The organism is Nonomuraea rosea, assembly GCF_039539705.1.
Classification (GTDB): domain Bacteria; phylum Actinomycetota; class Actinomycetes; order Streptosporangiales; family Streptosporangiaceae; genus Nonomuraea; species Nonomuraea rosea.
The window spans coordinates 61,747-88,037 of record NZ_BAABDQ010000043.1; the positions used below are offsets into that span (position 1 = coordinate 61,747).

A 26,291-nucleotide genomic window follows, 5' to 3' on the forward strand; every position below is an offset into this window, starting at 1 on the left:
AGATGGTCGAAGAGACGGGCGAACAACTGGGGATTGTCGCCGCATTGGTGCGTTCGGCGTTCCTGGTGAATGCCGTTTATGCGGAGTCGGCCCGCGAATACGGGCTCACCCCGCAGCAGGGGCAGCTGCTCTGCGTGCTGATGGCGCAGCCGTACGGGATGAGCGCGCTCGGAGCGGTGCTGCGGCTGGCGAAGTCGAGCCTCACGGAGCTGGTCGACCGCACCACCCAGCGCGGCCTGGTGCGGCGGGAGCCGGACCCGCGAGACGGGCGCGTCGTCCGCGTCGCGCTGACCGCGCAGGGCGGCAAGCTGGCCGAGGCGTTCTACACCGAGGCCTGCCGGCGGATCGAGAAGCTTTCCGCGGGCCTGCCCGGCGACGACCGTGACGCGCTCGCGGCGCTGCTCGGCCAGGTGGTGCAGGCCAACAAGGCGCCGATGGTGTTCATCGAGCGCGATCAGGCGGCCGCCGTCGCGGGGTCCGCGGTCCCGAACAGCTCGGCGAACCTGCCGGTGAACAGGTCCGTGCCCTTGTAGTCCGCCACCGCCTGCGCGGGCAGCACGAGCGGGCCGTCCGCGGAGGGCAGCTGCCCCACTCCCCCGGCCGGCCCGAGCGGAAGCAGCACGAACGGCAGGGCGGAGGGCCGGTAACGCGCGGTGGGCTGCTCGCCGCGCACCTGGGCGAGGATGTTCGCGGCCACGGTCTCGGCGTGCTGCATCGCGTTCCCGGCCATTTTGGCCTCAGCCAGGTCGGTGAGGTCGCCGACGGCGTAAATGTGGCCGAACCCCTCGACGTTGAGCGTCTCGGTCACCCGTACGTGGCCGGCCGGGGTACGCGCGGCGGCCAGCTCCGCGCCGAGGAAGTCGCTCTTGACGCGCACGCCGTGGGCCCGGAACCAGATGTCGGCGGAGATCCGCCCATGGCTCGACTCCACGGTGAAGCTCCCTGCCTGACCGGGCTCGATCGGCGGCTGCGCCGTGAGCGCGGTGCCCAGCCGCAGGTCCACGCCGAGCGCGTCGAGCTGCCGATGCAGGTCCTCGACCATCCCGGCCTCGAAGCCGGGCAGCAGCCGCTGCGCCGGGTCGACGATGACGACCTGCTTGTCCGGCCAGACGGCCTTGATCTCGCCGGCCAGCTCCAGTCCGACGGGCCCGGCCCCGGTGATCAGCACCCGCTCCGCCTTCGCCAGCGCCTCGTGCGTGCCGAGGAGCCGCTCCCGGGCGCGGCCCGTCAGGTCGGCCCCGGTCTTGAACGGGAAGGGATAGTCGGAGCCGGTCGCCAGGACGAGGTAGTCGGCGTCGACGCGGGCGCCGGAGGCCAGGGTGACACCGCCGGCGTCGACGTGGGCCGCCCGCTCGTGCACGACCCTGCCCCGCCGCAGCAGCTTGTCATAGGGAAAGAACAGGCGCTCCGCCCACTCCGGCCGGACCAGCGCGCGAAGCGACACGGCGTTCTGGACGAATGCGTCCCTGGGCTCGATCAGGATCACGTCGGTGTCCGCGTCGAGCGCCTTGGCGGCCGCGGCGCCGCCGTATCCACCGCCGATGACCGCAACGGTACGACTCATTACTGCCTCACTCCTCATGTTGTTCGGTATACGAACCATAATAGTTCGTGTGCCGAACTGCAACCGGAGCATGGCGATGGCGTGCGGGAGCTCCCTCGCCGGATAAAGGTCAGCACACGGGATCGGGCGCCATGGACACGTCGTAGGCCCGCCACTCCCGTTCCGTCAGATCCCGCCCAGCCGCCCGCACAACGCCGCGTCCGTGTCGAAGGCCCAGCGGATGATCCGGCCGTCGTCCGCGCCCGCGATCAGCGAGTCGCCGGCGAGGAACGCCAGCGACCTGATCGCGGACTGGTGACCTGAGAGGATCTCCGTGCGCCTCCGGCTCGGGACGTCCCACCTGGACCGTCTGGTCCTGGCTCGCGGCGGCCAGGCCGCGCCCATCCGGGCTGAAGCCGACCGCGGATACCGGCCTGCTGTGCCCGCTCAGCGTCGCGACGGGCGCGCCCTCGGGCAGGCTCAAATGCCCCTGCCACCCTGGACTTATACACGTAGCTTTGTCAGACGGTCGGTGGCCTCGTGTGGGGTCAGGTCGGCGCCCCGTTCATAGGCGCGGTCGTAGTCGGTACGGCCGAGCGACTCCGCGAGCATCTCCGAGAGGCAGCGCAGTTCGGTGTCGCCGTGGTCGAAGGCGCCGCGGATGGCCTGACTCAGGCCGAGCGCGGTGGCCGCGCCGGCCGGATCGCCCTCCAGCAACAGTAGCCTGGCCAGGAGGTGAGCAGCCGAGGGGGCATCCATGATCGCCTGCGCCGCCTCGACAGCGCGGGGCATCAGCTCGCGGACGCGTACGGCGTCGCCAGCGGTGAGGAGGTTGGCTACCCGAGCGAGGAGCAGCCGAGGGTCGATGGCCTCCGCCGACTGGGGCAGCTTGCGCAGGAGCGCCTCCATCCGGTCGAGCGCTTGATCGGCGCGTTCGACCTCTCCGGAGCGGCGGTGCAGTTCTGCCTGGACGCCGAGCACCTCGATCTCCAGCGCCGGCTGGCCACGCCGCCAGGCCGCTCGTTCGGCGGTGTCGATGTCGCGCCTCGCGCCGGCCAGGTGGCCGGCGCGCATGCGTTCCGTGGCGAGCCCGAGCCGGGTGGAGACCTCGTCCTGCGAGCCGAGGTCGGTGGCGATCGCGAGACTATGCTCGTAGGCGGTGATCGCCTGGTCGTGGTCTCCGGCGATGGCGTGGATCTGGGCCAGGCCGTACAGCGCCTTCGCCGTCCACCACCGATCGCCCGTCTCCTCGAACAGGCGCAGTGCCGTGGTCATCGCGGTCGCGGAGCTCTCCCGGTCGCCCTGTTCGCGATGGCGCATGGCTTCGATCATGAAGGTGCAGGCGATCGCCCAGCGGTCCGAGCCGCTGCGCACCCGGGCGATCTCTTGATCGAGCAGCTCGTCCAGCCCGAGTATCGCCGCCATCACCAGCACGATCGTCAGCAGCATCGGATAGCGGCGCAGCGCGCCCGTGCGCGCGCAGTCGTCGATGAGCGCGCGGAGCCGCTCGTGGTCAGTGATCGGCCCGCCCTCGACGCCCACCAGGTGGATCGCGGTGAACGCGGCGCGGGCGTCCGCGGGCAGCGCGTCGCCGAACTCGGTGACCTTGGCGATGTAGGTCTCGGCCCGGGCGTCGTAGCGGAGCATGACCCAGTACCAGTACAGCGGTCCGAGCAGCCGGGCCGCGGTCTCGGCGTCGTCTCCGTCGATGGCCGTTTGCAGGGCGTACATCAGGTTGTCGTACTCGGCCTGGAACAGCCGCAGCGACTCCGCCTGCTTGTCCGAGCGCAGCAGCGGCTCGTGTTCGTCGGCCAGGTCCGCGAAGTACCGGGTGAGCCCACGCAGGACGGCGTCGGTCTCTCCTGCGAGTCGGAGCTTCCCCGCCGCGTGTGCCCGGATGGTTTCCAGCATCCGGTAGCCGTCGCCGGCCCGCTCCACGATGGATTTGTCGACCAGGGAGTCCAGGAGGTAGACGACCTCGTCCGCGGGAAGCGTCTCATCCGCGCAGACCGCTTCGATCGCCGCGATACCCGTCCGCGCCGGAAATATCGATATCCGGGCGGCCAGTGTGCGCTCTTGTGCGGTGAGGAGGTCCCAGCTCCACTCAATGACGGCATGCAGCGTCTGCTGGCGGGGCTGGGCGGTCCGGTTACCGGTGCTGAGCAGCCGGAAGCGGTCATCCAGCCGCCGGGCGATCTGCTCGGCGCTCATGGTCCGCAGGCGTGCCGCGGCCAGCTCCAGAGCCAGCGGCAGCCCGTCCAGCCGGCACACGATGTCCACGACCGGCCGCGCGGTCGACGCGTCCAGTGCGAAGCCGGGTCGTACGGCTCCCGCCCGGTCGAGGAACAGCCGCACCGCGTCCGACGCGGAGACACGATCGCGATCCGCGTGCGCCGGGGGGAGGCCGAGGGGTCCCAGGCGGCACAGCGCCTCACCCATGACGTCCAGCGGTTCCCGGCTCGTGGCCAGGATGGTCAGGTCCGGCTGGCGCTCCAGCAACTGCCCGGCGAACTCCGCGACGGCTCCGGAGATCTGTTCGCAGTTGTCCAGAACCAGCACGCCTTCACCACCGGCGAGCAGGTTGACCACCCGCTCCAGCAGCGTGCCGGCCGGCTGGGCTCCGGCGAGGGTGATCGTGCTCAGCACCGCCTCCACCAGCCCGTCGGCCGTGTTCACCGCGGCCAGGGAGACCAGCCAGGCCCGGCCTCGCTGATGGACCCGATGCCGGCTCACGGCCTCCACGGCCAGCCGGGTCTTGCCCACTCCTCCGGGGCCCACGACGGTGACCAGCCGGGAGGACTCCAGCAACCCGGCCAGTAACCTCAGCTCCTCCTGCCTGCCGACGAAGCTGGTCAGCTGGGCGGGCAGACGTCCTGGCACTGCGTGCGGCCGAGCCTGGGGGTACTCCCGCTCACCCCGCAGTACGGCGAGGTGCGTCTCGCGGAGGTCCTCGGCGGGGTCGACGCCCAGTTCCTCGGCGAGGGTGCCGCGGACCTGGTCGAACACGGCCAGCGCGTCGGACTGGCGGCCTGCCGCGTGCAACGCTCGCATGCGCAATCCGGCCAGCCGTTCGCGCAGCGGGTGACCGGCGGCCAGCGCCGCCATATCGGCCAGGATCTCGTCGTGGTGGCCCAGTCGCAGCTCCGCCTCGAAACGGTCTTCCATGGCCGCGATCCGTAGCTCGTCCAGCCGCGCGCCGGCCGTGGCGGCGAAGGGGGTGTCACGCACGTCGGCCAGCGCGTCTCCCCTCCACAGCGCCAGCGCCTCGCCCAGCAGCGAGGCCGCTCGCCGCACGTCACCCGCGGCCAGTTCGCGACCGCCCCGCTTCGCCTTCTCCTCGAACCGGCAGGCGTCGACGTCCTCGGCGCGTACGTGCAGGCGGTACCCGCCGGCCGCCCTCTCCACGACCTCGGCCTCGCCCAGCGCTTTGCGCAGCCGATGCACCAGCCCATGCAGTGCGTTGACGGTGCCCCCGCGCGGATGCTCCCCCCACAGGCCGTCAACGAGTGCGTCGACCGGCACCATCTCGCCCTCGGCCAGAGCCAGCCGGGCCAGCAGCGCTCGGACCATGACGCCGCCGACCTCGATCGGCGTTCCATCGTCGGCACAGGCCCGGACCGGTCCCAGCAACTCCATCCGCATGCATAAAGGCTATGAGCACAAAGACGCGCACGTGCCGTTTGAAAGTGGCGCCATATCGGCTGAAAGAGCGTTCTAAGACGTATGTAAGCGCCGGTGGACACCGTGGAGGACGTACGGAAGAAACGTCCGAAAGGCAGTGCAATGGCAGCCCACGAGAACGTGCAGCAGGTGCTCGACCGGTCGGTGGCCGAGTTCGGCATTCCCGGCATCGTCGCCGAGGTCAAGGACGGTGACCGCACCTGGTTCGGCACCGCTGGCGTGGCCGACATCGAGACCGGCTCCCCGCGCGTGCCGGGCGAGTACTTTCACGCCGGCAGCAGCGGCAAGGCCTTCACCGCCGCGACGCTTCTGGCCCTGGAGGCCGAGGGCAGCCTCAGCCTCGACGACACGGTCAACGCCCACCTGCCCGGCGTGCTGGACGCAGGCGGCTACGACGGCGACAAGATCACCATCAGGCACCTGCTCAGCAACACCAGCGGCCTGTTCGCCACCGGCCTGGCCCCGGAGGTCAGCCACCGCTACGCCACCCGCTCCGGGTTCGACCGGCATCGCTTCGACACCTTCAGCACCGAGGAACTGCTGCGGGTGGCGGTGTCCCAGCCGCCGGTCGGTGCGCCCGGCGAACGCTTCGAGTACGCCAACGGCGGCTTCTACATCGCCGGCGCGATCATCGAGAAGGTCACCGGCAACAGCTACGCCGACGAGGTCGACCGCCGGGTCGTCCAGCCGCTCGGCCTGACCCACACCCGCGTGCGCCCCACCACCGAGACCGGATACCCCACTCCGCACCCGCGAGGCTACTCTCACCAGTTCCTCAAGGACGGCGCCGACCCGGCCACGCTCACGCCGGAGAACTGGCAATCACTGATGGAGGAGCCCGGCCTGCCGCCTCTGGACGTCACCGAGCTCAACTCCTCCCTGGGCTACGCGGCCGGCAACGTCGTCTCCACCACGACGGACATGATCCGCTTCTTCAACGCGATGACCACCGGCAGCCTGCTGCCGCCCGCACAGCACCGGCAGATGTGGACCACCGTCTCCACCGAGGGCGGCTACTGGATGCCGCACACCCGCTACGGCCTGGGCATGTTCGAGCTCGACGAGCAGGCGACCGGCGGCCGGACGCTGCGCGGCATCGGCGGCAGCTTCTGGGGATCCTATTTCTTCGCGGTCGGCACTCCCGATGGCCGGCACACCGTCGCCGTGCACACCAACACCGAGTGGAAGTCCTGGGACCCCATGTTCAAAGTCATCGAGGCGGAGTTCGGCGTTTCCATCGGGGCGTAAGCACGCCGCCCGCCACCGTCGAGGTACGGCCGGCCGATCCGGCCGACGCCACCGACGTCGCAGCCGCCGAACGGGCGAGGTGCGGGCCGACGTCTCCCGTGGCCACATCCACCTCGCCCGCACCGGCGAGTCGCGCCTGAGCACCGACGACGGCGACATCACCGTCGCCACGTCCGGGGGCCCGGCTGCCCTCACCACCGCCCACGGCCAGATCAAGGTCGGCGAGAGCATCGGCGCCACCGTGATCGGCAACGGCGCCGAGAACGTCACGGTGGACCGGGCAGAAGACGGCCTGCGCGTGACCGTCGAGCAAGGCGCCATCAAGGTCGGCGCGATGGCGCGCCGATCTGGACGTCGGCGCCGGGACGATCAACGTCGGGATCCCGAACGGCACCGCGGTATTGGCGGATGCCAAGACCGCGCTCGGCAGGGGTCCACGACAACCTGGGCGACGACTCCGAGGTGTCCGACGGCAACACCGTCGAGCTCCACGCCCACGTCACCCAGGGCGACATCCTGCTCCACCGTGTCACCAGCTGACTCACGTATTTCCCCTGCGCGAACACTCCACTTGAAGGAAAGGCGATCGACCCATGACCAAGATCCTCCGCACCGCCGCCTGTCTGCTCGCCGCCGCAGTTGCCGTGACCGTAAGCGCGTCCGCGGCGGTGGCCGACGACCGCGCCGACGACCACGCCGGCCTCCAGCGGGTGCTTGACCAAGCCGTGGCCGACGGCATGCCTGGCGCCATGGCTGAAGTCCGTGACGGCCCCAGGTCATGGTTCGGTACGGCAGGCGTGGCCGACACCGACACCGGCCTCAAGCGCCGCCGGCAGGAGTACTTCCGGGCCGGCAGCACCACCAAGACGTTCGTCGCGGTCGTGGTGTTGAAGCTGGTGGCCGAGGGCCGGCTGAGCCTGGACGACACCGTGGACAAGTGGCTGCCCGGCGTGGTGACGGGCAACGGCCACGACGGCAGCAAGATCACCATCAGGCAGTTGCTCAACCAGACCAGCGGCATCTTCTCCTACACCTCGGATGCGGACCTGGCGACCGAACAGTGGAGCACCGCCTTCCTCAAGACCCGTTTCACCAGCTACCGTCCCGAGCAACTGGTGACGACAGCCATGCGTAACCCGCCCTCCTTCGCGCCTGGTAAGGGGTGGGGTTACTCCAACACCAACTTCACGCTCGCCGGAATGATCATCGAGAAGGTCACCGGCAGGTCCTACGCCGAAGAGATCAACCGGCGCATCATCCGCCCGCTCGGCCTGCGGAAGACGTACCTGCCGGGCGAAGGCACCAAGCTGCGCAAGCCGCACGCACGGCACTACGTCAAGTTCCCGGTCGGCGAGGACACCACAACCCCCTACGACCTCACCGACATGAACCCCTCCTGGGCCGGGGCAGCCGGCAGCATCGTCTCGACCATGAGCGACCTGCACACCTTCTATCGGGCAGTGCTGAACGGCCGCTTGCTGCCGTCCGCGCTGCAAAAGGAGATGTTCACCACCGTCTCCACCAAGGGCGCGCAGTGGATCGACAACACCGCCTACGGGCTCGGCGTCTTCTCCCAGAAGCTGTCCTGCGGCGTGACGGTCTGGGGCAACGGCGGCAGGATCCACGGCTCCTGGACCTATGCGATGGGCACCCGAGACGGCAGGCACATGGTCGTCACCAACATCAACGGCGACTGGGGCAACCCGATCAGCATCCTCACCAAGGAAATGGAAGCCGAGATGTGCCCGCCGAGATCACGATGACCGCCGCTTCCTAAACTCCTGATCAAGATCATGACCAACGGGAGGGACACCATGAAGATCCTGCGTAACGCGGCTGTCGTCGCCGCCATGGGATTGGCCGTGTCGATCGCGCCGGCGCCCGCCATGGCATCCGCCGATTAGTACCTCATCGCACGCTGCGCGAAGGGCAACTACAAGATCGAGGTCAGGATCCGCTACGTGACGCTCGAGACGCGGCACGTGTTCAACCAGGTGTCCTGGCGGATCGTCGGCAAGGTCGGCAGCAAGAACACCATCCGCTTCTCCTTCATGCAGGACGCCAAGCCGGACCTCGTGTTCAAAGTCGTCAACTACCAGGGCGGCAAGACAGGTACGCGGAACATCTCGGTGCACAGGCCGAAGCCGCACCAGGTGTACGTGAAGCTCGGAGCGAAGTTCGACACGAGCGCCTCCTCCGACCCGAGCTGTATCGCCTACACCCGCGGCATCTAGGAGGTACGGACGGCGACCTGCTCCAGCCAGCGGCGTGTGTGTGCGCGGCTGGTCAGGAAGACCGCCTGTTTGCCGGCCGCGTACTGGGACATCTTCTCCAGTACGCGGGGCCGCATGGTGCGGCGGTAGCCCGCCACGTAGCGGATCAGACCCCAGTGGATGCGGCCTCGCCCGTGCTTGCCGGCGCCGTACCGGACCTGGCGGGAGACGATGCCCCACAGCGCCGACCACGTGGGCCCGTCCATCATCACCACCGTGTCGCACGCCTCCAGGCGCACCCGCAGCGAGGAGTTGTAGTTGCCGTCTTCTCTGAACGTCACGCAGAGTGATCATACTGCGATGCTGATGAGCGAGGAGTCTCCAACCGGCCACGCCCTGACGGATCCGGGCAACGGTCGATCGAGTAGCCCTCGCCGGCCTCAGGTCGGGCTATGTATGCCCTGGAACGCCGGGCCGCCGACGTCAGACGTGGCGGGCCATCTTGATGGCAGAGATCAGCAACACAATGGCCAGGACAGGGATGAGCATCAGATCAGGGATGACCCCAAGCAGTACGCCGCCGAGCAGAGCGCCGGTGATGGAGCCGGCGACCATGGCGGCGACGAAGCGGAGGTTGGCGCCCAGGACGGCGAAGCTGCCGTCGCGGCTGTAGCGGGCGAAGGCGACCAGCATGGTGGGCAGGGAGACGACCAAGGACAGGCTGCCGGCGGTCTTGATGTCGATGGAGTAGAGCAGCACGATCGCAGGGATCAGGAGTTCGCCTCCGGCGACGCCCATGATGGCGGCGACCACGCCGATGCCGAACCCGGCCGCGACCCCAGCGATCGCCTGCGCCAGGCCAGGCAGGGCCAGGGCACCCAGGGTGGTGGTGTGCGTGAGAACCAGGGCGGCGGCCATCAACACCATCAGCGCCGCGAGCACCTTATAGAGGGTGGCGCTGCGCATGCGGACTGCCCAGGAGGCGCCCGTCCAGGCCCCGAGCAGGCTGCCGGCCAGCAGGTTGGCCGCCACGGTCCAGTGCGCGCCCAGCTCGGCGAGGGGGACGGCGGCCAGCCGCGCGGGCAGCGCGGTGAGCACCACGATCAGGCTCATCGCCTTGTTCAGGATGACCGCCGCCAGGGCGGCGAATCCGAACAGGCTGATCAGCAGGGGCAGCCGGAACTCGGCGCCACCCAGTCCGATCATGCCGCCCAGCACACCCACGGCCGCGCCGGCGGCGAACGCCAGCGGCAGTGAGCGTGTTACCCGCGTGGGGACAGCAGCATCGTCCGCGACCATGCCGATCACGCTCCCTGCCCGCTCGATCCTTCGCCCCGGCCCCTCGGAGATCGCCATTGTCCCGCAACGGACGGCCTCACCGGCAGCTGGGGGTCTCCCAGCGAATGGAACGAACGGCAGTCCGTTGTGATCCGCGCCAGACGGCGTCGGCTCTCCCAGCTCCTGACAGAGCCGCAGCCACACGAACGCATCCGTCGATGCGGGCAGCCATTGCTGCTCTCGAGTTCCCTTTCGGATGACCGCGATGGTCTGCCGCCCGATGTCCACGCCCGGCTGCCGGGCGCCGGGCAGCTCCGAAGCGCGTGCCCCGGTGCTCACATAGAAGGCTACGAGCGCGGTCCCGGTGCGAGGGCGGCGCCGCGAACAGGTCGTTGAACAGCCCGTCGGGGATGCTGCGCGGGATCCGGCTCGGCTGTTGCGGCCGATACAGGCCAGCACGCTGTCGCGGGAAGGGTTCCAGGGGATTGTGGTGAGCGTTCGCGCGTCCGCCACGATGACGCACCGTCGGAAACGGATTGACCAACGGGCCGCAGCCCACTTCCTGCTCGAAGTCGTAGAATGCCCGCGCCACCGTCTCGTTGTGCGCGGCGGTGCTCGCTGCGTACCCGGCGCCCGGGTATCTCTTCCCGGTGATTGCGTTCACCGAACCCGCGGCTGGCGCATCCGCCCGCTTGCGGCGCGGCTTGGCTGCCGTCTGCAGCCACAGCATGAAGTCCCGGGCTTCTTCACGCCCTGCCTTGTCCCAGGGAACCTCGACTGCGTTCAAGAACCTGAACCAGCGCATTAGGGCCATGCTGTAGGAGTACAGCGTCGTATTGGGGTGCCCCCTGGCTTTCAGGTCCAGCAGGTACGCGTTCGCTACCTCAAGGCCTGTCCCGGACCTGTCCATCAACCGGTACGGCTGCGCCTTTGCCGCATGAGAGAGATCCACAACGAACCATCGAGCAGACCTCGCACACGGTTACTGATCACAGAGAGTTGGGCTCTTAGTTCAGTCAACAGGACGATCACTCAGCGCGGCTCGGCGACGAGCTCGCGCTGCGCGGCTTCGAACTCGCCGGGCGGCAGCGCGTTCCACTCGTCGTCGTAGAAGACCGCGTCCAGGTGGATGACCGGCGCGTTCAGCAGGCGGCCGAGCTCGCAGGCCAGGTACGATTTGCCGCTGCCGCAGGATCCGACGACGGCGATCCGGTTCATCTGTATGCCGCTCGCCGAAGAGCGTGGACGGGCCTCATGCCCCGCAGGATGCCACAGGTGGAATTCAGCGCCCACGCCGTGACATTTACCTCTGTTCGCCCACGGCTTCCGGCCGACAAGGTAGAGGCCATCAGAGGCACGACATCCGGAACTTGGCGGCGTCGTATGAACACAGAAGGTAGCCAGATGACAATCCAGCGACTGGACAACGTGGGCATCGTTTTCGAGGACCTCCCGGCCGCGATTGCGTTCTTCGTCGAGCTCGGACTCAAGCTGGAGGGCGAAGGGCTGGTCGAGGGGCGGTGGGCGGACCTGGCCGCCGGGCTCGACGGCGTCCGGGTCGACGTCGCCATGATGCGGACCCCGGACGGCCATGGCCGGCTTGAGCTGATGAAGTACCACACGCCGGCGGCGGTCAGCCCCGGGCTGGAGAACGCACCGGCGAACGCGCTGGGCATACGTCGCATCATGTTCGCCGTCGAAGGCATCGATGACGTCGTCGCCCGGCTGCGCACCCACGGCGCCGAGCTCGTCGGCGAGGTGGCGCAGTACGAGGACAGCTACCGGCTCTGCTACGTCCGCGGCCCCGAAGGCATCATCGTCGCACTGGCCGAGCAGCTCAGCTGAAGGCTGGGAAGGGGCCGCTCCCGAAGACGATGGGCGCATGCCGATGGGTCCGCCGGGCGGGCCAGGAAACGACAACGAGAGGCACAACCGTGGAACCGTACGAGGTCACCGAGGTCCTGAACCGACCGCTCAGCCAGGAACTGCTGGCCCGCGACCTGACCCGCTTGGCCTATGTCGCCAAGGACGGCACCCCCCGCAACGTCCCGATCGCGTTCGCCTGGAACGGCTCGACGATCGTCATGAGCACCGCGAAGAACGCCCCGAAGCTCCGGGCCCTGCACGCGAACCCGATGGTCGCCCTGACGATCGACACCGAGGTGCACCCGCCCAAGATCCTGCTCATCCGCGGCCGGGCCGAGCTGGACTACGTCGATGGCATCCCGGACGAATACCTCCAGGCGACCAGCACCTACGAGATGACCCCCGAGCAGCGGGTCGGGTGGGAGACGGAGGTGCGCTCCCTCTACTACGACGGCATGGTCCGGATCGTGGTGACCCCCACGTGGGCGAAACTGATCGACTTCGAGACGACCCTGCCGAGCCCGGTCGAGGAGCTGATGCGGCAGCGGGAAGAGCGCCAGCGCGCCTGAGTGGAGATGGGCTGTGCGCGGGAGCCCCACGCACAGCCCATCCACCGGGTCCAGGACGACAAGTCAGGCGGATCCGCGAGGGGCGGGCCACTGACCGCACCCAGCCGGTGTGGCCGGTCAGCGGATGGCCGAGCTCGCGTCCGCCGGCCAGGTCCCATACCCGCGCCGAGACGCCGTCGCCGTTGGTGATCGCGAGGAGGCGGCCGTCCACCAGCGCCGTGGCTACATGCGTGGGGAAGTACGGTGTGTGGAACGCGCTGTGTGGAACGCGCTGTGTGGAACGCGCTGTGTGGAACGCGCTCACGAGGCGCGGATCGAACGGGTCCCCGCTGGCCCAGCGCACCTCCCATTCGGCCCCCTTCCCGTCCACGGAGACCGCGCTGATCTCGGACGAGAGATCACGGGCGCCGAGCCGGGCCGCAGCCAAGGCCACCAGCACGTAGGGATTGCCTAAATCAATATTTATGCCGTTTTCGGTGGCGGATGTCTGCATCGGCTCCCCTCACTCGCCTACGTCTCCCTGAAGCGGCCACGGTAGCCAACCGTTGCGACAAAGCCAGCTTCACCTGACCAAGCCCAGCACAGCAGGAGTAGCTGTCCCGTGCTTCGCAGCACGCAGCGGCCCTCCAGGCGTTCCCGTCCGTCGCGGGCCCCTATGGTGATCGGCCGGAAAACCCGTGGCAGGGCGGCGCGGGGGACGACAGGATGCTGAGACATGCGCCTGCACATCGACACCGACCTGGGCGGGGATCCTGACGACCTCTGCGCCCTGGCGATGGTTCTCGGCTGGCCCGGCGTGGAGGTGGTCGGCATCACCACGAGCTGTGACCCCGATGGCCGGCGGGCCGGTTATGTCGCGCATTGTCTCCAGCTGGCCGGGCGCCAGGACATCCCCGTCGTCGCCGGTGCCGGACGGTCGCTCACCACAGGCCGGTGCATGGGCGACCTACCCGACCATGAGCGGTACTGGGACGCTCCCGTCGCACCCCGTCCGGCACCGCCTGAGGCTGCGAGCGACCTGCTGGACCACAGCATCGAGCTGGGCGCCACCATCGCGGCCATCGGACCCTTCACCAACCTGGCGCTGCTGCACGCGGCCCGGCCCGGCCGTCTCGACGGGGTGCCGGTGGTGGCCATGGGCGGCTGGGTGCAGGCCCCCGCCCCCGGGCTGCCCGCGTGGGGCCCGGAGATGGACTGGAACACCCAGTGCGACACCCGAGCCGCCCAGCTGCTCGGCGAGCGTGCCCAGCTCACCCTGGTCACCCTCCCCATCGCCTTCAGGGCCCACCTACGGGCCGCTCACCTGCCCCGTCTGGCCGCATCCGGGCCGTTGGGAGAGCTGCTCGCCCGTCAATGCCGGGCCTACGCCATGGACAGCGGCATGACGGAGCTTGGCCGCGCCCACGCTGGACTGCCCGACGACCTGCTCAACATCCACTGGGACCCCGTCGCGTGCGCCGTGGCCCTCGGCTGGACCGGGGCCGTCGTCCAGGAACAGCGCCTGCGCACCGTCCTCGAAGCGGAGCAGTTGTCCTTCGTGGCCGACCAGAACGGGCGGCGGACGCAGGTGCTCACCGACCTGGACGAACAGGGCTTCCACGAGACCTGGATCAACGCCGTCGAAACGGCCCAACGGCGATAGCCGCGGTGGGTTGAATCGGTCAGGGCCGTCGGATCGCGGTGACGTCGAGCTCCAGCGCCACCGTCTTGCCGACCAGGCCGGTGGCGGCGGCCCAGTGCACGCCCCAGTCCTTGCGGTTGATCGTGGCGCCGCCCTTGAAGTGGACCAGAAGACTGCCCGACGGGTCGTGCTCGGCGCCGGTCAGTTCGAAGCTCACGGTGATCGGGTTGGTCACGCCGCGGATGGTCAGATCACCGGTGAGCTCGAACGTGGTTTCGCCGGCCTGCTTCACCTGGCTGGAGGTGAAGGTGATGGTCGGCTGGCCGGCCAGGTTCAGATATTTGCCGCGCAGGTATCCGTCACGCTGCCCGTTGCTGGTCTGGAGGCTGCCGGTCTGGATGGTGAGCTCGGCGCTCGACCTGGACGGGTCGCCGCCGTCCAGGTACGCGCCACCCTCGAACCGGCCGAACTGTCCGGGCACCGCCGGGCCGATGGTGTGCCGGGCGACGAAGCCGATCCGGGTGCGGGCCAGGTCAAGGGTGTAGTGGCCGGTCAAATCGGGCAGCACGGTCGTGCTTGTCATGCTGGTCACTCCTAGGAATCAGTGGCGAGCCCGCGAGCGGGGTGGGGTCGAGATACCTGACTTCGTAGACGCGCTCGGCGAACTTCCAGCCCTCAAGGGTGCGCTCGTAGCGGTCGTGGTAGAGGGCGTAGTTCAGATGTGAGCTGCCGTCCCGCATCCGCCCGAACTCATGGACGTAGGCCCGGCCGGTCGCGGTGTCGCCGTCGAGCTGGATGGTGCCGGGGTGGACGTTCTGCACGAAGAACTCCCACAGCCCCTGCCCCCATTCGATCCCGGCGCGGATCGCGTCCCGGCCGACGAACTCCTTGCCGATGTGCGGCCACCGCATGGCGGCGTCGGGGGTGAACTGCGCTTCGACGCGGTCGAAGTCGCGCATCATCACCGCGTCGGTGAGCTCGCCGCGCAGCGCCTCGATCTCGACGCGGTCGGCGATCGCCTGCATGTCGCTCATCGGTCTCCCCTGCCTTGTCGATGTCCACCTGCCGAGCGGTGGCGTGTCCAGCATCGGGGCAGGTCAGCGGCGGAACAATGTAAGACTTGTGGGGCGATCCATAATGTGGGGGTTATCTATGGAGCTACGGGACATCGAGATCTTCCTGACGCTCGCCGAAGAGCTGCATTTCGGCCGGACCGCCGAACGGCTGCACGTGTCCCAGGCGCGCGTCAGCCAGGCCATCGGCAAACAAGAGCGCCGCATCGGCGCGGCGCTGTTCGACCGCACCAGCCGGCGCGTGAGCCTGACCCCGGTCGGCCGGCGACTCCGCGAAGATCTGCAGCAGGCCTACGACCTGCTCCAGGAAGGACTCGCCCGCGCCGAAGCGGCAGGTCTGGGCGCGGGCCAGACCGTCCGGCTGGGCGTGTTCGGCCATGCGGGACACGAGTTGCGCCCCCTCGTCGACGCGTTCCGTGCCCGTTACCCCGGCAGCGACGTCCGGTTCAGTGAGGTCACCGGCGGTGATCCGTTCACCGCCCTGCGCGACGGCGACGCCGACGCGCACGTGTTGTGGTTGCCGGTGGCCGAACCGGACCTCACCGTCGGCCCCACCGTGCTCGCCAGTGGCCGGGTGCTGGCGGTGGCCTCCGGCCATCCGCTGGCCGATCGCGGCAGCGCGTCCCTGGAGGACCTCGCCGACAACCACGTCGTCGACCTAGGCCCGGGCGCGCCGGAGTACTGGGTCGCGTCCATGGCCCCCTTCCATACGCCGCTCGGCCGCCGGATCCCGCGCGGGCCCATCGCGCGTACGTTCCACGAGATCCTCACCCTGGTCGCCACCGGAGACTGCGTCCACCCGCTGGGCGAGATCGCCGCCCGCTACAACAGCCCGCCCGGCATCGTCTTCGTGCCCTTCCGCGACGCCCCCGCCCTCCGGTACGCCCTGATCTGGCGGTCCAGCGCCGACAGCCCCACCATCCGCGCACTGGCGCAGACCGCCGCCGACCTCGGCCCCATTGCGCTGGACCAACCCCACGCCGGCACAGCCGACGAGCCAGACGAAGACCTGACGGGTTGATTTCAGAGCAGGGCGTCAACGGTGATGGGCGCCTGTGCGGCGGCGGGCTCTGTGGCGAGACCCGCGGTTGTGGCGACGCCACCGACCACGGTGGCGGTGGTCGCGATGAACGTGCGCCGGGACAGAGCGGTCGCGGATCCCTCAGCGGGAGCGACGGTTGACTCGGGTAGCTCGGCAGACATGGCCACTCTCTCATTGCGGTGGAGGGGTCAGTGGTCGTCGACGGCGGTGGAGGGGTCAGTGGTCGTCGACGGCGGTGGAGGGGTCAGTGGTCGTCGACGCAGGTGTGCAAGGCGCGGCCTTGACACCGTGACCGTCAGACTGGCGGCTCGGCCGGCCGCGTGGCAGGGCGCGATGTGCCAGGGAACGGCGTTCAGGGGAATGGCACAACCACCCACGCTCAGGACTGTGCGCGCGGCGTCTCATCCTGTACGGCCGCATGCCCGGCGGACTCGGGCGCGGTCAGGTCGAGCAGCAGCATCGCATCGTAGTCCGGGCTCCCGGGCTCGGCGACATAGACCCCCAGGCGCTGGCCGGGGGTGCCTTCCAGCGTCATGGACTGGGCGCTGAGGCTGATGGTGCCCACATGCGGGTGGTGGAAGGTCTTGCGGACGGGCTTGCGGCCGGTCACGTCATAGCGTTCCCAGAGCTTGGCGAAGTCGGGGCTCTTGAGGAGCAGTTCGCCGACGAGGTTGGTCAGGTCGGGCGCGTCGGGCGCGGTGCCGGCCTGGGCGCGCAGCCGGGCGACACAGCCGCGGATCTGGTAGTCCCAGTCGGGGAACAACCCGCGCGAGGCGGGGTGCAGGAACAGGTAGCGGGCGATGTTGCGCTGCTTGAGCGGCCAGTCGTCGATGCCCGCGTACAGGGCGAGCCCGCCGGGGTTCCAGGCCAGGAGGTCCATGCTGCGGCTGACGATGTAGGCGGGGCTGGGGCGCAGCGTCTCCAGCAGCAGTTTCAGATGGGGCCGTACGGTGCGGCTGGGCGGAGGCGGCGGCTCGGCGGCGTAATGGGCCGCGCGGGCGGCCAGCTCGCGTAGGTGCTGATGCTCCTCGTCGTCGAGCTGGAGGGCACGCGCGAGCGCGTCGATCACGGAAGGACTGGGCCGGGTCTCCTTGCCGCGCTCAAGACGCACGTAGTAGTCGATGCTGATCCCGGAGAGGGTGGCCAGCTCTTCCCTGCGCAGACCCGGGGTCCGGCGCAGTCCTGTGCCGACGGACAGGCCCACCCGCTCAGGGCTGGTCTGGGTACGGCGGGCACGCAGGAACCGGCCCAGCTCCGTGTCGCTGCTGCTGGTGGTGCGCTGAGGTGCCATGCCTTCAGTCTCACACCCGAGCCGGCATGCTCGGTGGCCAGGTGGGGGGCCGTGTCATTACCCCTGAACGCCACACCCCGGCACGACCCGCCCTGGTACCGAAGCCGGAACCACGCGAAGGTGGAAGCCGGTTTTGACAGCCGACACCCCACTCCGATATCACACTCTGTGCACATGAAATATTACAAAAAGTGACATCGATGGGTTGGGCGTCCTGTATCCGCCCCGCACGCGAACGGAGAAACCCGATGAAGCACATCCTGCTCGGCGACCTGGAGGTCTCCCGCATCGGTCTGGGCGCGATGGGGATGTCCCACGGCTACACCGGTGCCGGCACCGACGAGGCCGAGTCCATCCGCACCATCCTCCGGGCCCTGGAGCTGGGCGTCACGCTCCTCGACACCGCCGAGATCTACGGCCCGTACACCAACGAGGAGCTTCTCGGCCGGGCCCTGAACGGCCGCCGCGACCAGGTCGTGCTGGCCACCAAGTTCGGCCTGGTCTCGCACGCCGGCGCGGGCCCCGGGAACGTCGACAGCAGCCCCGCCAACATCCGCGCCGCGGTCGAAGGCTCGCTCAAGAGGCTCGGCACCGACCACATCGACCTGTACTACCAGCACCGGGTCGACCCGAACACGCCCATCGAGGACACCGCCGGCGCCCTGGCCGAGCTCGTGCAGCAGGGCAAGATCCGCCACATCGGCCTGTCCGAGGCCGGCCCGGAGACCATCCGCCGCGCCCACGCCGTGCACCCCGTCACCGCCGTGCAGTCGGAGTACTCGCTGTGGACCCGTGGCCTGGAGGATCGGGTGCTGCCGGTGCTGCGCGAGCTGGGCATCGGCCTGGTGCCGTTCTCGCCGTTGGGCCGCGGCTTCCTGACCGGGAAGGTCCGCTCCACCGACGGCTTCGAAGAGAACGACTTCCGGCACGGCAACCCGCGCTTCACCGGCGAGAACTTCCAGCGCAACCTGCGCATCGCCGACGAGGTCGAGGCCGTCGCCGCCGAGGCGGGCGCCACCCCCGCCCAGGTCGCCCTGGCCTGGTTGCTGGCCCAGGGCGACGACATCGCCCCCATTCCCGGCACCAAGCGCGTCAGCCGGGTGGAGGAGAACACCGCCGCCGACGGCGTCCAGTTGACCACCCAGCAGATCGACAAGCTCTCCAGTCTCCCTCCGGCCGCGGGTGACACCCACCCCGAATCCGGTCTGCGGATGATGGAGCGCTGACCCAACCAGCATTGAGGAGTACGTCATGCGAGCAGCCGTCATGGACGGCGTCGACGGCGGGCAGGGCGAAGCCGTCCGCGTCCCGGTGGCCGACGGGACCTTGGTCACGCTGCCCGTCGAGGAGACCTCGCCGCTGCTGTCGGACGTGCTGTGCACCGGCCACCACGGCGCCGTCACCGCCGGGGTGAGCCGCGGCTTCGGCGCCACCGACGTCGTCGCCGAACGCGGCGAGGAAGGCACGGCCAAGGTCCGCGAGCTGACCGGCGGAGCCGCCCCCGCCCGTGCAGAGTCGGGCGCGCGAGTACGACCACCCCATCGGAGCATGTGATGACGAACCCTGGCGACGATCGCACCGCCCCGCTGGAACGGCGCTCGTTCCTGCGTGACGCGTTCCTGGCCGGAGGGGCCGTGATGGCTGGAGTCCCGATCCTCGGCTGCGCCTCCGCCCCAGCCCGGCGGGCCGCCGCCGAGCCTGGGCCTGCGCCTGCCGCGAAGTCCGTCCTGCTGGCCTACTTCTCCCGCGCGGGAGAGAACTACTCCTACGGAGGACGCCGGAACCTGCAGGTCGGCAACACCGAAGTGGTCGCCCGGATGATCAGCGGGCGCATCGACTGCGACGTCCACCGCATCGAACCCGCCGACCCCTACCCCACCGGCTACGAGGAGACCGTCGCACGGAACGTACGCGAACAAGACGCCGACGTCCGCCCGGCCATCGCCGGCGCGCTGCCCTCGATCGACCGCTATGACACGGTGCTGCTGGGCAGCCCCATCTGGAACGTCCGGGCGCCCCTGATCATGTCGACGTTCACCGAGGGCCTCGACCTTCGCGGCAAGACCGTCGTCCCGTTCACCACCTACGCCATGAGCGGGCTGGGCACCACTGCCCGCGACTACGCCGCCACCTGCCCCGGCGCGACCATCGGCGAAGGCCTCGCCGTCCGCGGGGAAGAGGTCAACGAGGCCGGCGCGGCCGTCGAAGCATGGCTGCGGCGCCTCCGGCTGCTCGCCGCGCCGCCCGCGTCGAGCAGCCCCACCTGAGCCGGGTTACGTTCCCGCGGTGGTGGCACCGGCTCGTTTGCTGTCTCGGATGACCGGAGCGCTTTCGACGTGCCGCACGCCCGGCAGGCTTCCTATCCCGCTCTCGAGGTAGTCGTAGAGCGCTTCGGTGTCGCGGCAGGCGACGAACATCAGCACGTTGGTCGGGCCGGTGGTGGCGGCGGCGAAGGCGACCTCGGGATGCGTGGCAACCGCCTGGGCCGTGTGGCGCAATGCACCGGGCTCGACCGTCAGCCACAGGATCGCCACCATTTCGAAGCCCAGCAGCAGCGGGTCGATGTCCACGTCGAAGAAGACCACGCCGCAAGTGCGCAGGTGGTCCAGTCTGCGCCGGGCCGTCGCCGGGGACCAGCCGGTGGCGTGGATCAGCTCCGGGTATCCCGCGCGGCCGTCCCGGGCCAGGGCCCCCAGCAGCCGTTCGTCGCCTTCGTCCAGCACGACCCGCTCCTGCCGGGCCCCCGGCACGTGCTGTGGGGCGAGCGCGGCGATCTGCTCGCGCGTGAGCGAGTCGGCTCTGCCGTGCCAGCCGGTGGGGCCGCCGGCGAAGACCCGTAGCAGGCAGTGCGCCGTCACCCCGACCACGCGTGGTGTGCGGGGCAACTGGCCCAGGAGCAGCGCATCGCGCTCGCGGGAGTTACGCGCCCGCACCACGCAGACGATCTCAGTGCCCCCGGAGGTGAGGCTGACCCAGGAGGTGTCCGATCGGCGAGCCAGGGCCTCGGCGATGGGCACGGCCGAGTCGGGCATGACCTGGATGCGGACGAACCACTCCACCCAGCCCAGCCGTCGCGCCTGCGCCTGACCGACCACTTTGAGAAGGTTGTCGGAGCGGAGCCTGTGGTAGCGGCGCGCGACCGTCTGGTCGGACACCTCCAGCACCGACGCGATACGGCTGAAGGGCGCGCGTCCGTCCACGTGCAGGGCGTGGACGATGGCGCGGTCGAGTGCGTCCAGGACTGGGACGGCCACCGTGGTCAGGTCGGTGTGATGTGCTGGACGTGCGGGAAGGCGGGCCAGCCGGGCGAGCCGTCGTGGACGAAGGCCGCCCAGGCGCGCTGCACGTCCGCCACGAGCCGGTCGAGCTGCGCGGGCTCGGCGCCGGCCAGCATCGGGGCGGCGTGCCAGGCGTGCAGGTTGCCGAAGACGAACGGCAGTTCGATGCAGTGGCAGGCGCCGAACGGGCTGCCCGGCGGTGACCAGTCGAACTGGTAGACGTGGGCGGAGCGGGCCTGCCCGGCCAGGCGCAGGCTGCCGTCGCGAAACAGGCGTGTGGTGAGCTCGGCCGCGGCCTGGGGCAGGAACGCCCGGGCTTCGTCCCGGGAGGTGCCGATCAGCGTGGGCGCCTCTTCCCGGGCGCCGGTGGTCAGGTCGGCCGGCACGCCGCCGGCGGCGACGAGGTGGAAGGGCGGTGCCAATTCATGGGGCCGCGCGGTGCGGCGGACGACCTCCCCCTGGGCCGTGAGCAGGTCGTCCAGCGGCAGGGTGCGCAGCCGTTCGGCATCGCCCAGGCGCAGCCCGAGGACATCCAGGAGGATCTGCCCGATCCCGGCGGCGTCGCCGACGCTGTACGGCCGAACCCCGGTTGGTGTGCTCTGCAGGATGACCTGCCGGAACAGGTCGCGGCCCGCGGGATGGCGGGGCAGGGCCAGCGCGGACAATGCTCCTGCGGACTGGCCGGCCAGCGTCACGCGATCCGCGTCGCCGCCGAAGGCCGCGATGTTCTCCTTCACCCAGTTCAGAGCGGCGATCTGGTCGAGCAGTCCGGCGTTGGCCGGGGCGAACTCTGGCGTCAGGTACAGGTAGCCCAGGGCGCCCAGCCGGTAGTTGACGGTGACCACCACCATCCGGCCGCGTTCGGCCAGCAGCGTGCCGTCGTACCAGGCTTGGGCGCCGGATCCGGTCAGGAAGCCGCCGCCGTGCAGCCAGACCAGGACCGGCAACCCGCTGCCGCCCGGCGTCCAGACGTTGAGCGACAGGCAATCCTCATCCTGGCGGAGATCGCCGCCGGGGCCGAGGACGCGTTCGAGGCGGGACGCGCGCGGCTGCGGGGCCGCCGGACCCGGTCGGACGGCGTCCAGCTCGCCGTCCCATCGCGTCCGCCGTGGCGCGGCGAACCGCTCGGCGCGGGCGTACGGGATGCCGAGGAAGGCGGTTGCCGCGCCGCCCGCGGGGACGCCGCGCAGCGTCCCGGCGGGTGCGTGGATCAGGCCGGTCACCGGTCACACCTCCAGAAAGGCCAGCGCGGCACCGCGAGCCTGGGCGGCTCCGACGAAGAACCCGCCGGGCAGGTCACCCGTGCTGAATCCGTTGCCCTCCACCAGGTCGCGGGCTGCCCGCAGGTCACGTACCGACACGGACTGCCCGGCCATGTACGGCAGCACGGGCACCGGCTCGCCGGGCATCATCGCGCGGAAGGCGGACACCGCGACGACCTCCACCCGGCCCAGCGGGAGCGGCAGCGCCCGGAACGGCCCCTCGATCACCGGCTCGGTGTCCAGGATGAGGGCGTAGCGGGCGGCAGTGGGCTCCAGGTCGGCGTCGTCCACGACGAGCAGCACGCTGTGCAGGTCGGTGGCGCCGTTGGCGTGCTCCAGGTAACGGGGCTGGTGGATCAGCTCAGGAGTCAGGTGGTACGCGGCGTGGACCAGCCCTTCGGGCGTGAGCGCACGGTCGAGGTGGACCGCCTGGAAGCGGGCGGTCTCCACGCCGTCAGGCGTTTCCACGTCCCGCTGCAGCGGCAGCACTCCGGAGGAGGACAGGCCAGCCGTCCGCAGGCGCTTCTCGGCGGTCTCGATGTCGGTGCAGCCGAAGGAGTACCCGTGCAGGCCCTCGTACTGGGCGATGAGCGGACGGATGTTCCAGGGGTCGGCCGAGCCGTCCCCGAACAGGCCGAGCAGCTCCAGATAGGTGCGGCCGAACAGGGCGCAGCGGTTGCCGGCGCCCATCGGCCTGCGCTCGCCGCCGGGGCGGTCGGAGCCCATGTGCATGGACAGCGGGCTGAGCGTGAAGCCCAGCGCCTCGTAGGTCGCGGCGGTGGCGTCCATGTCGGTGGTGTAGAGGACGGAGTGGTCGATCCGGTCGATGTCATGAGCGTTCATGGGTCACAGGCTGTTGCCCGGCGGGCGCCCGTGCCAGCCGGCAGGGTGGGATCGACGTCTTTCGACATTCAGCGGCCCCATCCTGACGAAATCCCACACGGCAGCGCCTGCCTATTCGGCGCGGCGGCGGCGGGAGACGCCGTAGAGCCCGCCGGCCAGGCACATGCCCATGATGGCGATGAGGCGGATCGCGTCGGAGCCGCCGGTCACGGTGAGCTCCCCCGCCGGGTGGATGAGGAATCCGGTGGCCAGCATCCAGGCCGACACGCCCGTCACCGCGGCGGCCCACAGATCGGCCGCCACCGCGGCGTACACGCAACCGGCCAGCCCCATGCTCCCGGATCTCGAAGTCCGTCGCAATCCCTCAACTGGAGTGTTGCGACGACCACTAGAAGAGAAGGTGAAATCTCAGTGGATTTCAGGAGTCCTTCACAAGGTGACTGGCGATCCACTCGTAAGTGTTGGACTCGTCGTACTGGTAAATACCGAAGCTCCCTTCACGCACATCGCCGTTGCTGTCGAACTCGATACGCCCGCTGAGGCCGTCATAGTCGATGTCCACGCCCGCCCGCACCAGTGCGACGCAGTCGCGGTAGGACACGCAGCGTCTCCCGCTGGAGCTCATGTCTGCAAGGCGGGCCGCGATCGACTGGCCGAGGTCGCTCTGCGTGCTTTCGGCGGCCAGTGCCCCCAGGACGACCGCATCGTACGACTCCGTCGCGTAACTCGTGTCGTCGTGCTTCGGGTCGGCCCTTCCAATGCGTGCCGCGAACTCCCCCGTAGCCTCCTTGCCGACGATCAGGCCTTTCGCGCCTTCCATCACCCCGGCGGGGACCATGTCCTCGTAGTGGATCAGGTTGGCATCCACCAGGTACCAGTTCTGGTTGCGGGCGGTCAGGCCGCGTTTGTGGAGCTCCTGGATCAGAGACGCGGTCTCCTCGAATCCGATCATTATGAGAGCATCCGGGCGGGCCTTGCTGATCCGGGAGGCATATGCGGCGAATGCCTCGGTCGAGGGCGGGTACACCAGGCGGTCGAGGCGCTTCACGCCCTGGGTGGCCATCGCTCGTTCGGCGCTGTCGGCCATCTGCAGGCCATAGCTGTCGTCCAGCGTGATGATCATCGCGGTGCGGTTGCCGTCCTCGGCGGCGAGCTCGCCCAGCAGTTTGCCCTGCAGGATGTCGGCGGCCGCGGTCCGGAAGTACATGCCCTGGTCGGACGCGGTGGTGAGGTCGTCCGAGGTCGCGGCAGAAGAGATCACCGCGATGCCGGCGTCGGCGACGTCGTCCAGGATCTTCAGCGAGAGCGTGCTCGATGCCGGGCCGACCATGAGGTCCACCTTCTTTTCGATGAACTCGCCCACCGCCGTCGTGGCGATGTCGGGATCTGTGTCGCCGGAGTCCGTCTCGAAGAGCCGGATCGGCTTACCGAGGACGCCACCCGCCACGTTCACGTCCTCGACGGCCAGTTTGACACCGCTGCTGATGGACGAGCCGATGAAATAGAGCAGTCCGGTACGTGGCAGCAAGGTGCCCACGGTCAGGACGCCATCGCCCTTGGGCCCTCGCAGCGCTGGAGTGGCCTGAGTCGTCATCGCCGTGGAGTGAGTCGCAGTTTCCGCAGGCTGTGGCATCGTTGCCGGAGGTTGCGCCGCGGGCCGTTCCAGGTCCGGACGAGTGATGTAGGCGGCGACCGCGACAGTCAGGACAAGCCCGGCCGCGACCCTCCAGATCCGTGAGGTACGGACGGGCGGTGCGGCCGCGGCGGGTTTCACCGGAGCCGGTTCGACAGGGTCGGGCGCGTGGTCGAGCGATGGATCAGCGGTCAGGATGGCTGTCTCCAGCGCACGCAGCGCGGGGCCGGGCTCCAGGCCGAGCTCCGCCACGACGACCTTCCGCGCGCTCCGGTAGGCCTCCAGCGCCTCGGCCTGCCGTCCGGAGCGGTAGAGGGCGAGCATGAGCTGGGCGTGCAGCCGTTCGCGCAGGGGATGGGCGGCTGTGAGTCCGCGCAGTTCGCCGACGAGCGAGCGGTGCCGGCCGAGGTCCAGTTCGACGTCGATCCATTCCTCGGTCGCCGCGGCGCGCAGCTCGTCCAGGCGCACCGCGTACTCCTGCGCGGGACCGTTGCCCAGGTCAGCGCCTTCGAACGCGCTGCCCCGCCACAGCGCGAGCGCCTCGCGGTACATTGCCGCGACGTGAGCGGAGTCCACCCCCTCGGCGCGGCCGGACGCGCGAGCCGTGTCCAGCGACTTCTCGAACCGCAGCGCGTCGACCTCCTCCGGCTGGGCCAGGAGGGCATACCCGCGCTCCAGGTGGGCGATCCGGTCCCCGTCACCGAGCCTTCGGCGGAGTCTGCCCACATACAGCCTGAGGTTCTGACCTGCGGAAAGCGGCGGGTCGCCCGACCACAAGGCGTCGATGAGCCGGACAGTCGGCACCGGTTCGCTGGGACTGGCCAGCAACGCGGCCAGAAGAGCGCATTCCTTGGGCGCGGTGAGCCGGGTGGACCCGTCCCCGTGCTGGATCTCGATAGGCCCCAAAACGCGAATCCTCATGCCCCGTATGCCCCCTGCTCGTCGTATACATCCAGATAGCGGATGGAGATCACAGTCGCAAGCTCCCTGGCCAAAGCCGTATATGCGCGCATATACGGCTGCCTATACGGGTCCTCAGGCACGGTGATCGGCATGAAAGACCTCATGATGCTCGTGACCTCCACGGCGTTGTTGCTCGGCTCCGCCGGGCCGGCCTACGCCGCAGCCCTGCCGGCTCCGAAACCGGAGCACACCGCGGGTGCACTGAAGAAGGCGCTGCTCACGAAGAAGGACGGATTCTCCGGCTACAAGGTGCGGCACGTGGCGACCGGTACGGCCGCCCGCTTTCTCGCGGGCAGGACCAGGCAGCGAAGCTGGGCCAGCAGCTTCCTGCCCAGCCGGTGCAGGTCCTCGGCCACGGCCGGCCTGCTGTTCGACCCGCGGAAGGTGGCGCGGATCCCCAATGCTCCGGCCGCCTCGATCGAGATGTGGGCCGACGACCAGGCCCTGGGCGAGACGCTCATCTCCGTGCCCGCGGACCTACCGCACTCGGTGGTCCAGGGGAAGCTCCCGCGAGGGTGCGGCAAGGTTCGCGCAACGCACAAGGGGAAGAGAATCACGGTCCGGGTGAAAAAGCTCCCGGCAGCCGTGCTGCCGGACATTACCGGCGCGACGGTGAGCGGGTTCAAGACCGTGGTGCCGGCAGGAGTGTGGGGGAACGCCCGGCCTGCCGAGGTGAACCTCGTCGTGGTCAGGTCCGGGGCACTGGTTCTGGAGACCTACACCGACGCGTTCGGCCACGTGGACGGCAGCTCCGCCGAGTTTACGGAGAAGGCCTGGAAGCGGGCGCTCGACCGCCTGCATTGACGGGCGCCGTGAATGCGCCGGCGTCGATGTTCCGTAAACCCGAACGGACCGGTCGAGCTGCCGGCAGGGGGTCGTGAACCCCT

The 26,291-nt window shown here is 69.6% G+C and carries 29 protein-coding genes and 1 pseudogene; 13 read left to right on the top strand and 17 right to left on the bottom strand.

Going from position 1 to position 26,291, the window contains the following annotated elements:
• Window positions 1-2 precede the first annotated feature (2 nt).
• The gene (locus ABEA43_RS54810; protein WP_345575011.1) at window positions 3-533 is read left to right on the top strand and encodes a MarR family winged helix-turn-helix transcriptional regulator; all 531 of its coding nucleotides are present in this window, start codon (window positions 3-5) and stop codon (window positions 531-533) included.
• On the opposite strand, the gene ABEA43_RS54815 is transcribed toward ABEA43_RS54810, so the two are convergent.
• The 4 genes and pseudogenes from ABEA43_RS54815 to ABEA43_RS54825 form a co-directional block, all read right to left on the bottom strand.
• On the bottom strand, window positions 455-1,564 hold the full coding sequence (locus ABEA43_RS54815; RefSeq protein WP_345575013.1) for an NAD(P)/FAD-dependent oxidoreductase: 1,110 nt from the start codon (window positions 1,562-1,564) through the stop codon (window positions 455-457). The two genes, ABEA43_RS54810 and ABEA43_RS54815, sit on opposite strands and share 79 nt — an antisense overlap.
• A 165-nt stretch (window positions 1,565-1,729) precedes the next feature.
• Entirely contained in the window at window positions 1,730-1,948 is a 219-nt protein-coding gene (locus tag ABEA43_RS54820) for a hypothetical protein (RefSeq protein WP_345575015.1), read from the bottom strand.
• Window positions 1,949-1,952: 4 nt separating this feature from the next.
• Window positions 1,953-2,027, bottom strand: a pseudogene (locus ABEA43_RS68420) (hypothetical protein); the annotation flags it as partial.
• A 20-nt stretch (window positions 2,028-2,047) separates the two neighbouring features.
• Window positions 2,048-5,185: an ATP-binding protein gene (locus ABEA43_RS54825; protein ID WP_345575017.1), complete on the bottom strand. Its 3,138-nt coding sequence runs from the start codon at window positions 5,183-5,185 to the stop codon at window positions 2,048-2,050.
• 141 nt (window positions 5,186-5,326) lie between these two features.
• Here ABEA43_RS54825 and ABEA43_RS54830 point away from each other — a divergent pair, with 141 nt between their 5' ends.
• Entirely contained in the window at window positions 5,327-6,472 is a 1,146-nt protein-coding gene (locus tag ABEA43_RS54830; RefSeq protein WP_345575019.1) for a serine hydrolase domain-containing protein, read from the top strand.
• Here ABEA43_RS54830 and ABEA43_RS54835 read toward each other — a convergent pair.
• Entirely contained in the window at window positions 6,435-6,866 is a 432-nt protein-coding gene (locus ABEA43_RS54835; RefSeq protein ID WP_345575021.1) for a hypothetical protein, read from the bottom strand. The genes ABEA43_RS54830 and ABEA43_RS54835 overlap by 38 nt on opposite strands.
• A gap of 14 nt (window positions 6,867-6,880) precedes the next feature.
• On the opposite strand from ABEA43_RS54835, the gene ABEA43_RS54840 reads away from it, so the two are divergent.
• From ABEA43_RS54840 to ABEA43_RS54850, 3 genes are all read left to right on the top strand, one after another.
• A complete protein-coding gene (locus ABEA43_RS54840) occupies window positions 6,881-7,012 on the top strand; it encodes a hypothetical protein (protein ID WP_345575023.1) in 132 nt (43 codons plus the stop codon).
• A gap of 53 nt (window positions 7,013-7,065) precedes the next feature.
• Window positions 7,066-8,235 (top strand): serine hydrolase domain-containing protein, encoded by a 1,170-nt coding sequence (locus ABEA43_RS54845; protein WP_345575025.1) that lies wholly within the window; start codon window positions 7,066-7,068, stop codon window positions 8,233-8,235.
• Between the two features lie 198 nt (window positions 8,236-8,433).
• Window positions 8,434-8,706, top strand: a complete 273-nt coding sequence (locus ABEA43_RS54850) for a hypothetical protein (RefSeq protein ID WP_345575027.1) — start codon at window positions 8,434-8,436, stop codon at window positions 8,704-8,706.
• Here ABEA43_RS54850 and ABEA43_RS54855 read toward each other — a convergent pair.
• The 3 genes from ABEA43_RS54855 to ABEA43_RS54865 all read right to left on the bottom strand — a co-directional run bounded on the left by ABEA43_RS54855 (window position 8,703) and on the right by ABEA43_RS54865 (window position 11,181).
• Window positions 8,703-9,026, bottom strand: coding sequence for a P-loop NTPase family protein (locus ABEA43_RS54855; protein ID WP_345575029.1), 324 nt, complete (start codon window positions 9,024-9,026; stop codon window positions 8,703-8,705). The two genes, ABEA43_RS54850 and ABEA43_RS54855, sit on opposite strands and share 4 nt — an antisense overlap.
• 142 nt (window positions 9,027-9,168) lie before the next feature.
• On the bottom strand, window positions 9,169-10,251 hold the full coding sequence (locus tag ABEA43_RS54860; protein ID WP_345575031.1) for a sulfite exporter TauE/SafE family protein: 1,083 nt from the start codon (window positions 10,249-10,251) through the stop codon (window positions 9,169-9,171).
• 744 nt (window positions 10,252-10,995) lie between these two features.
• Window positions 10,996-11,181 (bottom strand): P-loop NTPase family protein, encoded by a 186-nt coding sequence (locus tag ABEA43_RS54865; protein ID WP_345575033.1) that lies wholly within the window; start codon window positions 11,179-11,181, stop codon window positions 10,996-10,998.
• Between the two features lie 186 nt (window positions 11,182-11,367).
• On the opposite strand from ABEA43_RS54865, the gene ABEA43_RS54870 reads away from it, so the two are divergent.
• The 3 genes from ABEA43_RS54870 (at window position 11,368) to ABEA43_RS54880 (ending at window position 14,040) form a co-directional block, all read left to right on the top strand.
• Entirely contained in the window at window positions 11,368-11,808 is a 441-nt protein-coding gene (locus ABEA43_RS54870) for a VOC family protein (RefSeq protein ID WP_345575035.1), read from the top strand.
• 89 nt (window positions 11,809-11,897) lie between these two features.
• Window positions 11,898-12,398, top strand: coding sequence for a pyridoxamine 5'-phosphate oxidase family protein (locus ABEA43_RS54875; RefSeq protein WP_345575037.1), 501 nt, complete (start codon window positions 11,898-11,900; stop codon window positions 12,396-12,398).
• Between the two features lie 715 nt (window positions 12,399-13,113).
• Complete coding sequence (locus ABEA43_RS54880) at window positions 13,114-14,040, top strand: nucleoside hydrolase (protein ID WP_345575039.1); 927 nt, start codon at window positions 13,114-13,116, stop codon at window positions 14,038-14,040.
• A gap of 19 nt (window positions 14,041-14,059) precedes the next feature.
• Here the strand turns inward: ABEA43_RS54880 and ABEA43_RS54885 are convergent, their stop codons facing one another.
• Both ABEA43_RS54885 and ABEA43_RS54890 read right to left on the bottom strand, forming a co-directional pair.
• Window positions 14,060-14,602 carry a YceI family protein gene (locus ABEA43_RS54885; protein WP_345575041.1) on the bottom strand — a complete coding sequence of 181 codons (543 nt, stop codon included), beginning with the start codon at window positions 14,600-14,602 and terminating at the stop codon, window positions 14,060-14,062.
• The gene (locus ABEA43_RS54890; protein WP_345575043.1) at window positions 14,553-15,053 is read right to left on the bottom strand and encodes a nuclear transport factor 2 family protein; all 501 of its coding nucleotides are present in this window, start codon (window positions 15,051-15,053) and stop codon (window positions 14,553-14,555) included. Before ABEA43_RS54890 ends, ABEA43_RS54885 begins: the two co-directional genes overlap by 50 nt.
• 118 nt (window positions 15,054-15,171) lie before the next feature.
• On the opposite strand from ABEA43_RS54890, the gene ABEA43_RS54895 reads away from it, so the two are divergent.
• Window positions 15,172-16,113 (top strand): LysR family transcriptional regulator, encoded by a 942-nt coding sequence (locus ABEA43_RS54895; protein WP_345575045.1) that lies wholly within the window; start codon window positions 15,172-15,174, stop codon window positions 16,111-16,113.
• A 2-nt stretch (window positions 16,114-16,115) separates the two neighbouring features.
• Here ABEA43_RS54895 and ABEA43_RS54900 read toward each other — a convergent pair whose 3' ends face one another.
• Together ABEA43_RS54900 and ABEA43_RS54905 are read right to left on the bottom strand one after the other, a co-directional pair.
• Window positions 16,116-16,295: a twin-arginine translocation signal domain-containing protein gene (locus tag ABEA43_RS54900; protein WP_345575047.1), complete on the bottom strand. Its 180-nt coding sequence runs from the start codon at window positions 16,293-16,295 to the stop codon at window positions 16,116-16,118.
• Window positions 16,296-16,513: 218 nt separating this feature from the next.
• On the bottom strand, window positions 16,514-17,425 hold the full coding sequence (locus ABEA43_RS54905; protein ID WP_345575049.1) for a helix-turn-helix transcriptional regulator: 912 nt from the start codon (window positions 17,423-17,425) through the stop codon (window positions 16,514-16,516).
• Between the two features lie 248 nt (window positions 17,426-17,673).
• Here ABEA43_RS54905 and ABEA43_RS54910 point away from each other — a divergent pair, with 248 nt between their 5' ends.
• From ABEA43_RS54910 to ABEA43_RS54920, 3 genes are read left to right on the top strand one after another with little or no spacing between them, the layout of a single operon-like run.
• Complete coding sequence (locus tag ABEA43_RS54910) at window positions 17,674-18,651, top strand: aldo/keto reductase (RefSeq protein WP_345575051.1); 978 nt, start codon at window positions 17,674-17,676, stop codon at window positions 18,649-18,651.
• A gap of 25 nt (window positions 18,652-18,676) precedes the next feature.
• Window positions 18,677-18,979, top strand: coding sequence for an MDR/zinc-dependent alcohol dehydrogenase-like family protein (locus tag ABEA43_RS54915; protein WP_425570611.1), 303 nt, complete (start codon window positions 18,677-18,679; stop codon window positions 18,977-18,979).
• A complete protein-coding gene (locus ABEA43_RS54920) occupies window positions 18,979-19,692 on the top strand; it encodes a flavodoxin (RefSeq protein ID WP_345575053.1) in 714 nt (237 codons plus the stop codon). The genes ABEA43_RS54915 and ABEA43_RS54920 overlap by 1 nt, the downstream gene beginning before the upstream one ends.
• Before the next feature lie 6 nt (window positions 19,693-19,698).
• Here ABEA43_RS54920 and ABEA43_RS54925 read toward each other — a convergent pair whose 3' ends face one another.
• The 5 genes from ABEA43_RS54925 to ABEA43_RS54945 all read right to left on the bottom strand — a co-directional run bounded on the left by ABEA43_RS54925 (window position 19,699) and on the right by ABEA43_RS54945 (window position 25,362).
• Window positions 19,699-20,679: an Lrp/AsnC family transcriptional regulator gene (locus tag ABEA43_RS54925; protein ID WP_345575055.1), complete on the bottom strand. Its 981-nt coding sequence runs from the start codon at window positions 20,677-20,679 to the stop codon at window positions 19,699-19,701.
• Window positions 20,680-20,684: 5 nt separating this feature from the next.
• Entirely contained in the window at window positions 20,685-21,926 is a 1,242-nt protein-coding gene (locus tag ABEA43_RS54930; protein WP_345575057.1) for a carboxylesterase/lipase family protein, read from the bottom strand.
• A 3-nt stretch (window positions 21,927-21,929) separates the two neighbouring features.
• Window positions 21,930-22,808 carry a VOC family protein gene (locus ABEA43_RS54935; protein ID WP_345575059.1) on the bottom strand — a complete coding sequence of 293 codons (879 nt, stop codon included), beginning with the start codon at window positions 22,806-22,808 and terminating at the stop codon, window positions 21,930-21,932.
• A gap of 111 nt (window positions 22,809-22,919) precedes the next feature.
• Complete coding sequence (locus ABEA43_RS54940; protein ID WP_345575061.1) at window positions 22,920-23,141, bottom strand: hypothetical protein; 222 nt, start codon at window positions 23,139-23,141, stop codon at window positions 22,920-22,922.
• An 85-nt stretch (window positions 23,142-23,226) separates the two neighbouring features.
• Window positions 23,227-25,362 carry an ABC transporter substrate-binding protein gene (locus ABEA43_RS54945; RefSeq protein WP_345575063.1) on the bottom strand — a complete coding sequence of 712 codons (2,136 nt, stop codon included), beginning with the start codon at window positions 25,360-25,362 and terminating at the stop codon, window positions 23,227-23,229.
• Between the two features lie 132 nt (window positions 25,363-25,494).
• Between ABEA43_RS54945 and ABEA43_RS54950 the strand changes: the two genes are divergently transcribed.
• Window positions 25,495-26,208 (top strand): hypothetical protein, encoded by a 714-nt coding sequence (locus ABEA43_RS54950; RefSeq protein ID WP_345575065.1) that lies wholly within the window; start codon window positions 25,495-25,497, stop codon window positions 26,206-26,208.
• Window positions 26,209-26,291: the final 83 nt, after the last annotated feature.

Coding starts and splice junctions, on each gene's coding strand:
- ABEA43_RS54810 (WP_345575011.1), top strand. CDS start 3: ATGGTCGAAGAGACGGGCGAACAACTGGGGATTGTCGCCGCATTGGTG.
- ABEA43_RS54885 (WP_345575041.1), bottom strand. CDS start 14,602: ATGACAAGCACGACCGTGCTGCCCGATTTGACCGGCCACTACACCCTT.
- ABEA43_RS54895 (WP_345575045.1), top strand. CDS start 15,172: ATGGAGCTACGGGACATCGAGATCTTCCTGACGCTCGCCGAAGAGCTG.
- ABEA43_RS54880 (WP_345575039.1), top strand. CDS start 13,114: ATGCGCCTGCACATCGACACCGACCTGGGCGGGGATCCTGACGACCTC.
- ABEA43_RS54870 (WP_345575035.1), top strand. CDS start 11,368: ATGACAATCCAGCGACTGGACAACGTGGGCATCGTTTTCGAGGACCTC.
- ABEA43_RS54845 (WP_345575025.1), top strand. CDS start 7,066: ATGACCAAGATCCTCCGCACCGCCGCCTGTCTGCTCGCCGCCGCAGTT.
- ABEA43_RS54920 (WP_345575053.1), top strand. CDS start 18,979: ATGACGAACCCTGGCGACGATCGCACCGCCCCGCTGGAACGGCGCTCG.
- ABEA43_RS54825 (WP_345575017.1), bottom strand. CDS start 5,185: ATGCGGATGGAGTTGCTGGGACCGGTCCGGGCCTGTGCCGACGATGGA.
- ABEA43_RS54865 (WP_345575033.1), bottom strand. CDS start 11,181: ATGAACCGGATCGCCGTCGTCGGATCCTGCGGCAGCGGCAAATCGTAC.
- ABEA43_RS54935 (WP_345575059.1), bottom strand. CDS start 22,808: ATGAACGCTCATGACATCGACCGGATCGACCACTCCGTCCTCTACACC.
- ABEA43_RS54910 (WP_345575051.1), top strand. CDS start 17,674: ATGAAGCACATCCTGCTCGGCGACCTGGAGGTCTCCCGCATCGGTCTG.
- ABEA43_RS54890 (WP_345575043.1), bottom strand. CDS start 15,053: ATGAGCGACATGCAGGCGATCGCCGACCGCGTCGAGATCGAGGCGCTG.
- ABEA43_RS54905 (WP_345575049.1), bottom strand. CDS start 17,425: ATGGCACCTCAGCGCACCACCAGCAGCAGCGACACGGAGCTGGGCCGG.
- ABEA43_RS54950 (WP_345575065.1), top strand. CDS start 25,495: ATGAAAGACCTCATGATGCTCGTGACCTCCACGGCGTTGTTGCTCGGC.
- ABEA43_RS54945 (WP_345575063.1), bottom strand. CDS start 25,362: ATGAGGATTCGCGTTTTGGGGCCTATCGAGATCCAGCACGGGGACGGG.
- ABEA43_RS54900 (WP_345575047.1), bottom strand. CDS start 16,295: ATGTCTGCCGAGCTACCCGAGTCAACCGTCGCTCCCGCTGAGGGATCC.
- ABEA43_RS54820 (WP_345575015.1), bottom strand. CDS start 1,948: ATGGGCGCGGCCTGGCCGCCGCGAGCCAGGACCAGACGGTCCAGGTGG.
- ABEA43_RS54915 (WP_425570611.1), top strand. CDS start 18,677: ATGCGAGCAGCCGTCATGGACGGCGTCGACGGCGGGCAGGGCGAAGCC.
- ABEA43_RS54840 (WP_345575023.1), top strand. CDS start 6,881: ATGCCAAGACCGCGCTCGGCAGGGGTCCACGACAACCTGGGCGACGAC.
- ABEA43_RS54815 (WP_345575013.1), bottom strand. CDS start 1,564: ATGAGTCGTACCGTTGCGGTCATCGGCGGTGGATACGGCGGCGCCGCG.
- ABEA43_RS54830 (WP_345575019.1), top strand. CDS start 5,327: ATGGCAGCCCACGAGAACGTGCAGCAGGTGCTCGACCGGTCGGTGGCC.
- ABEA43_RS54940 (WP_345575061.1), bottom strand. CDS start 23,141: ATGGGGCTGGCCGGTTGCGTGTACGCCGCGGTGGCGGCCGATCTGTGG.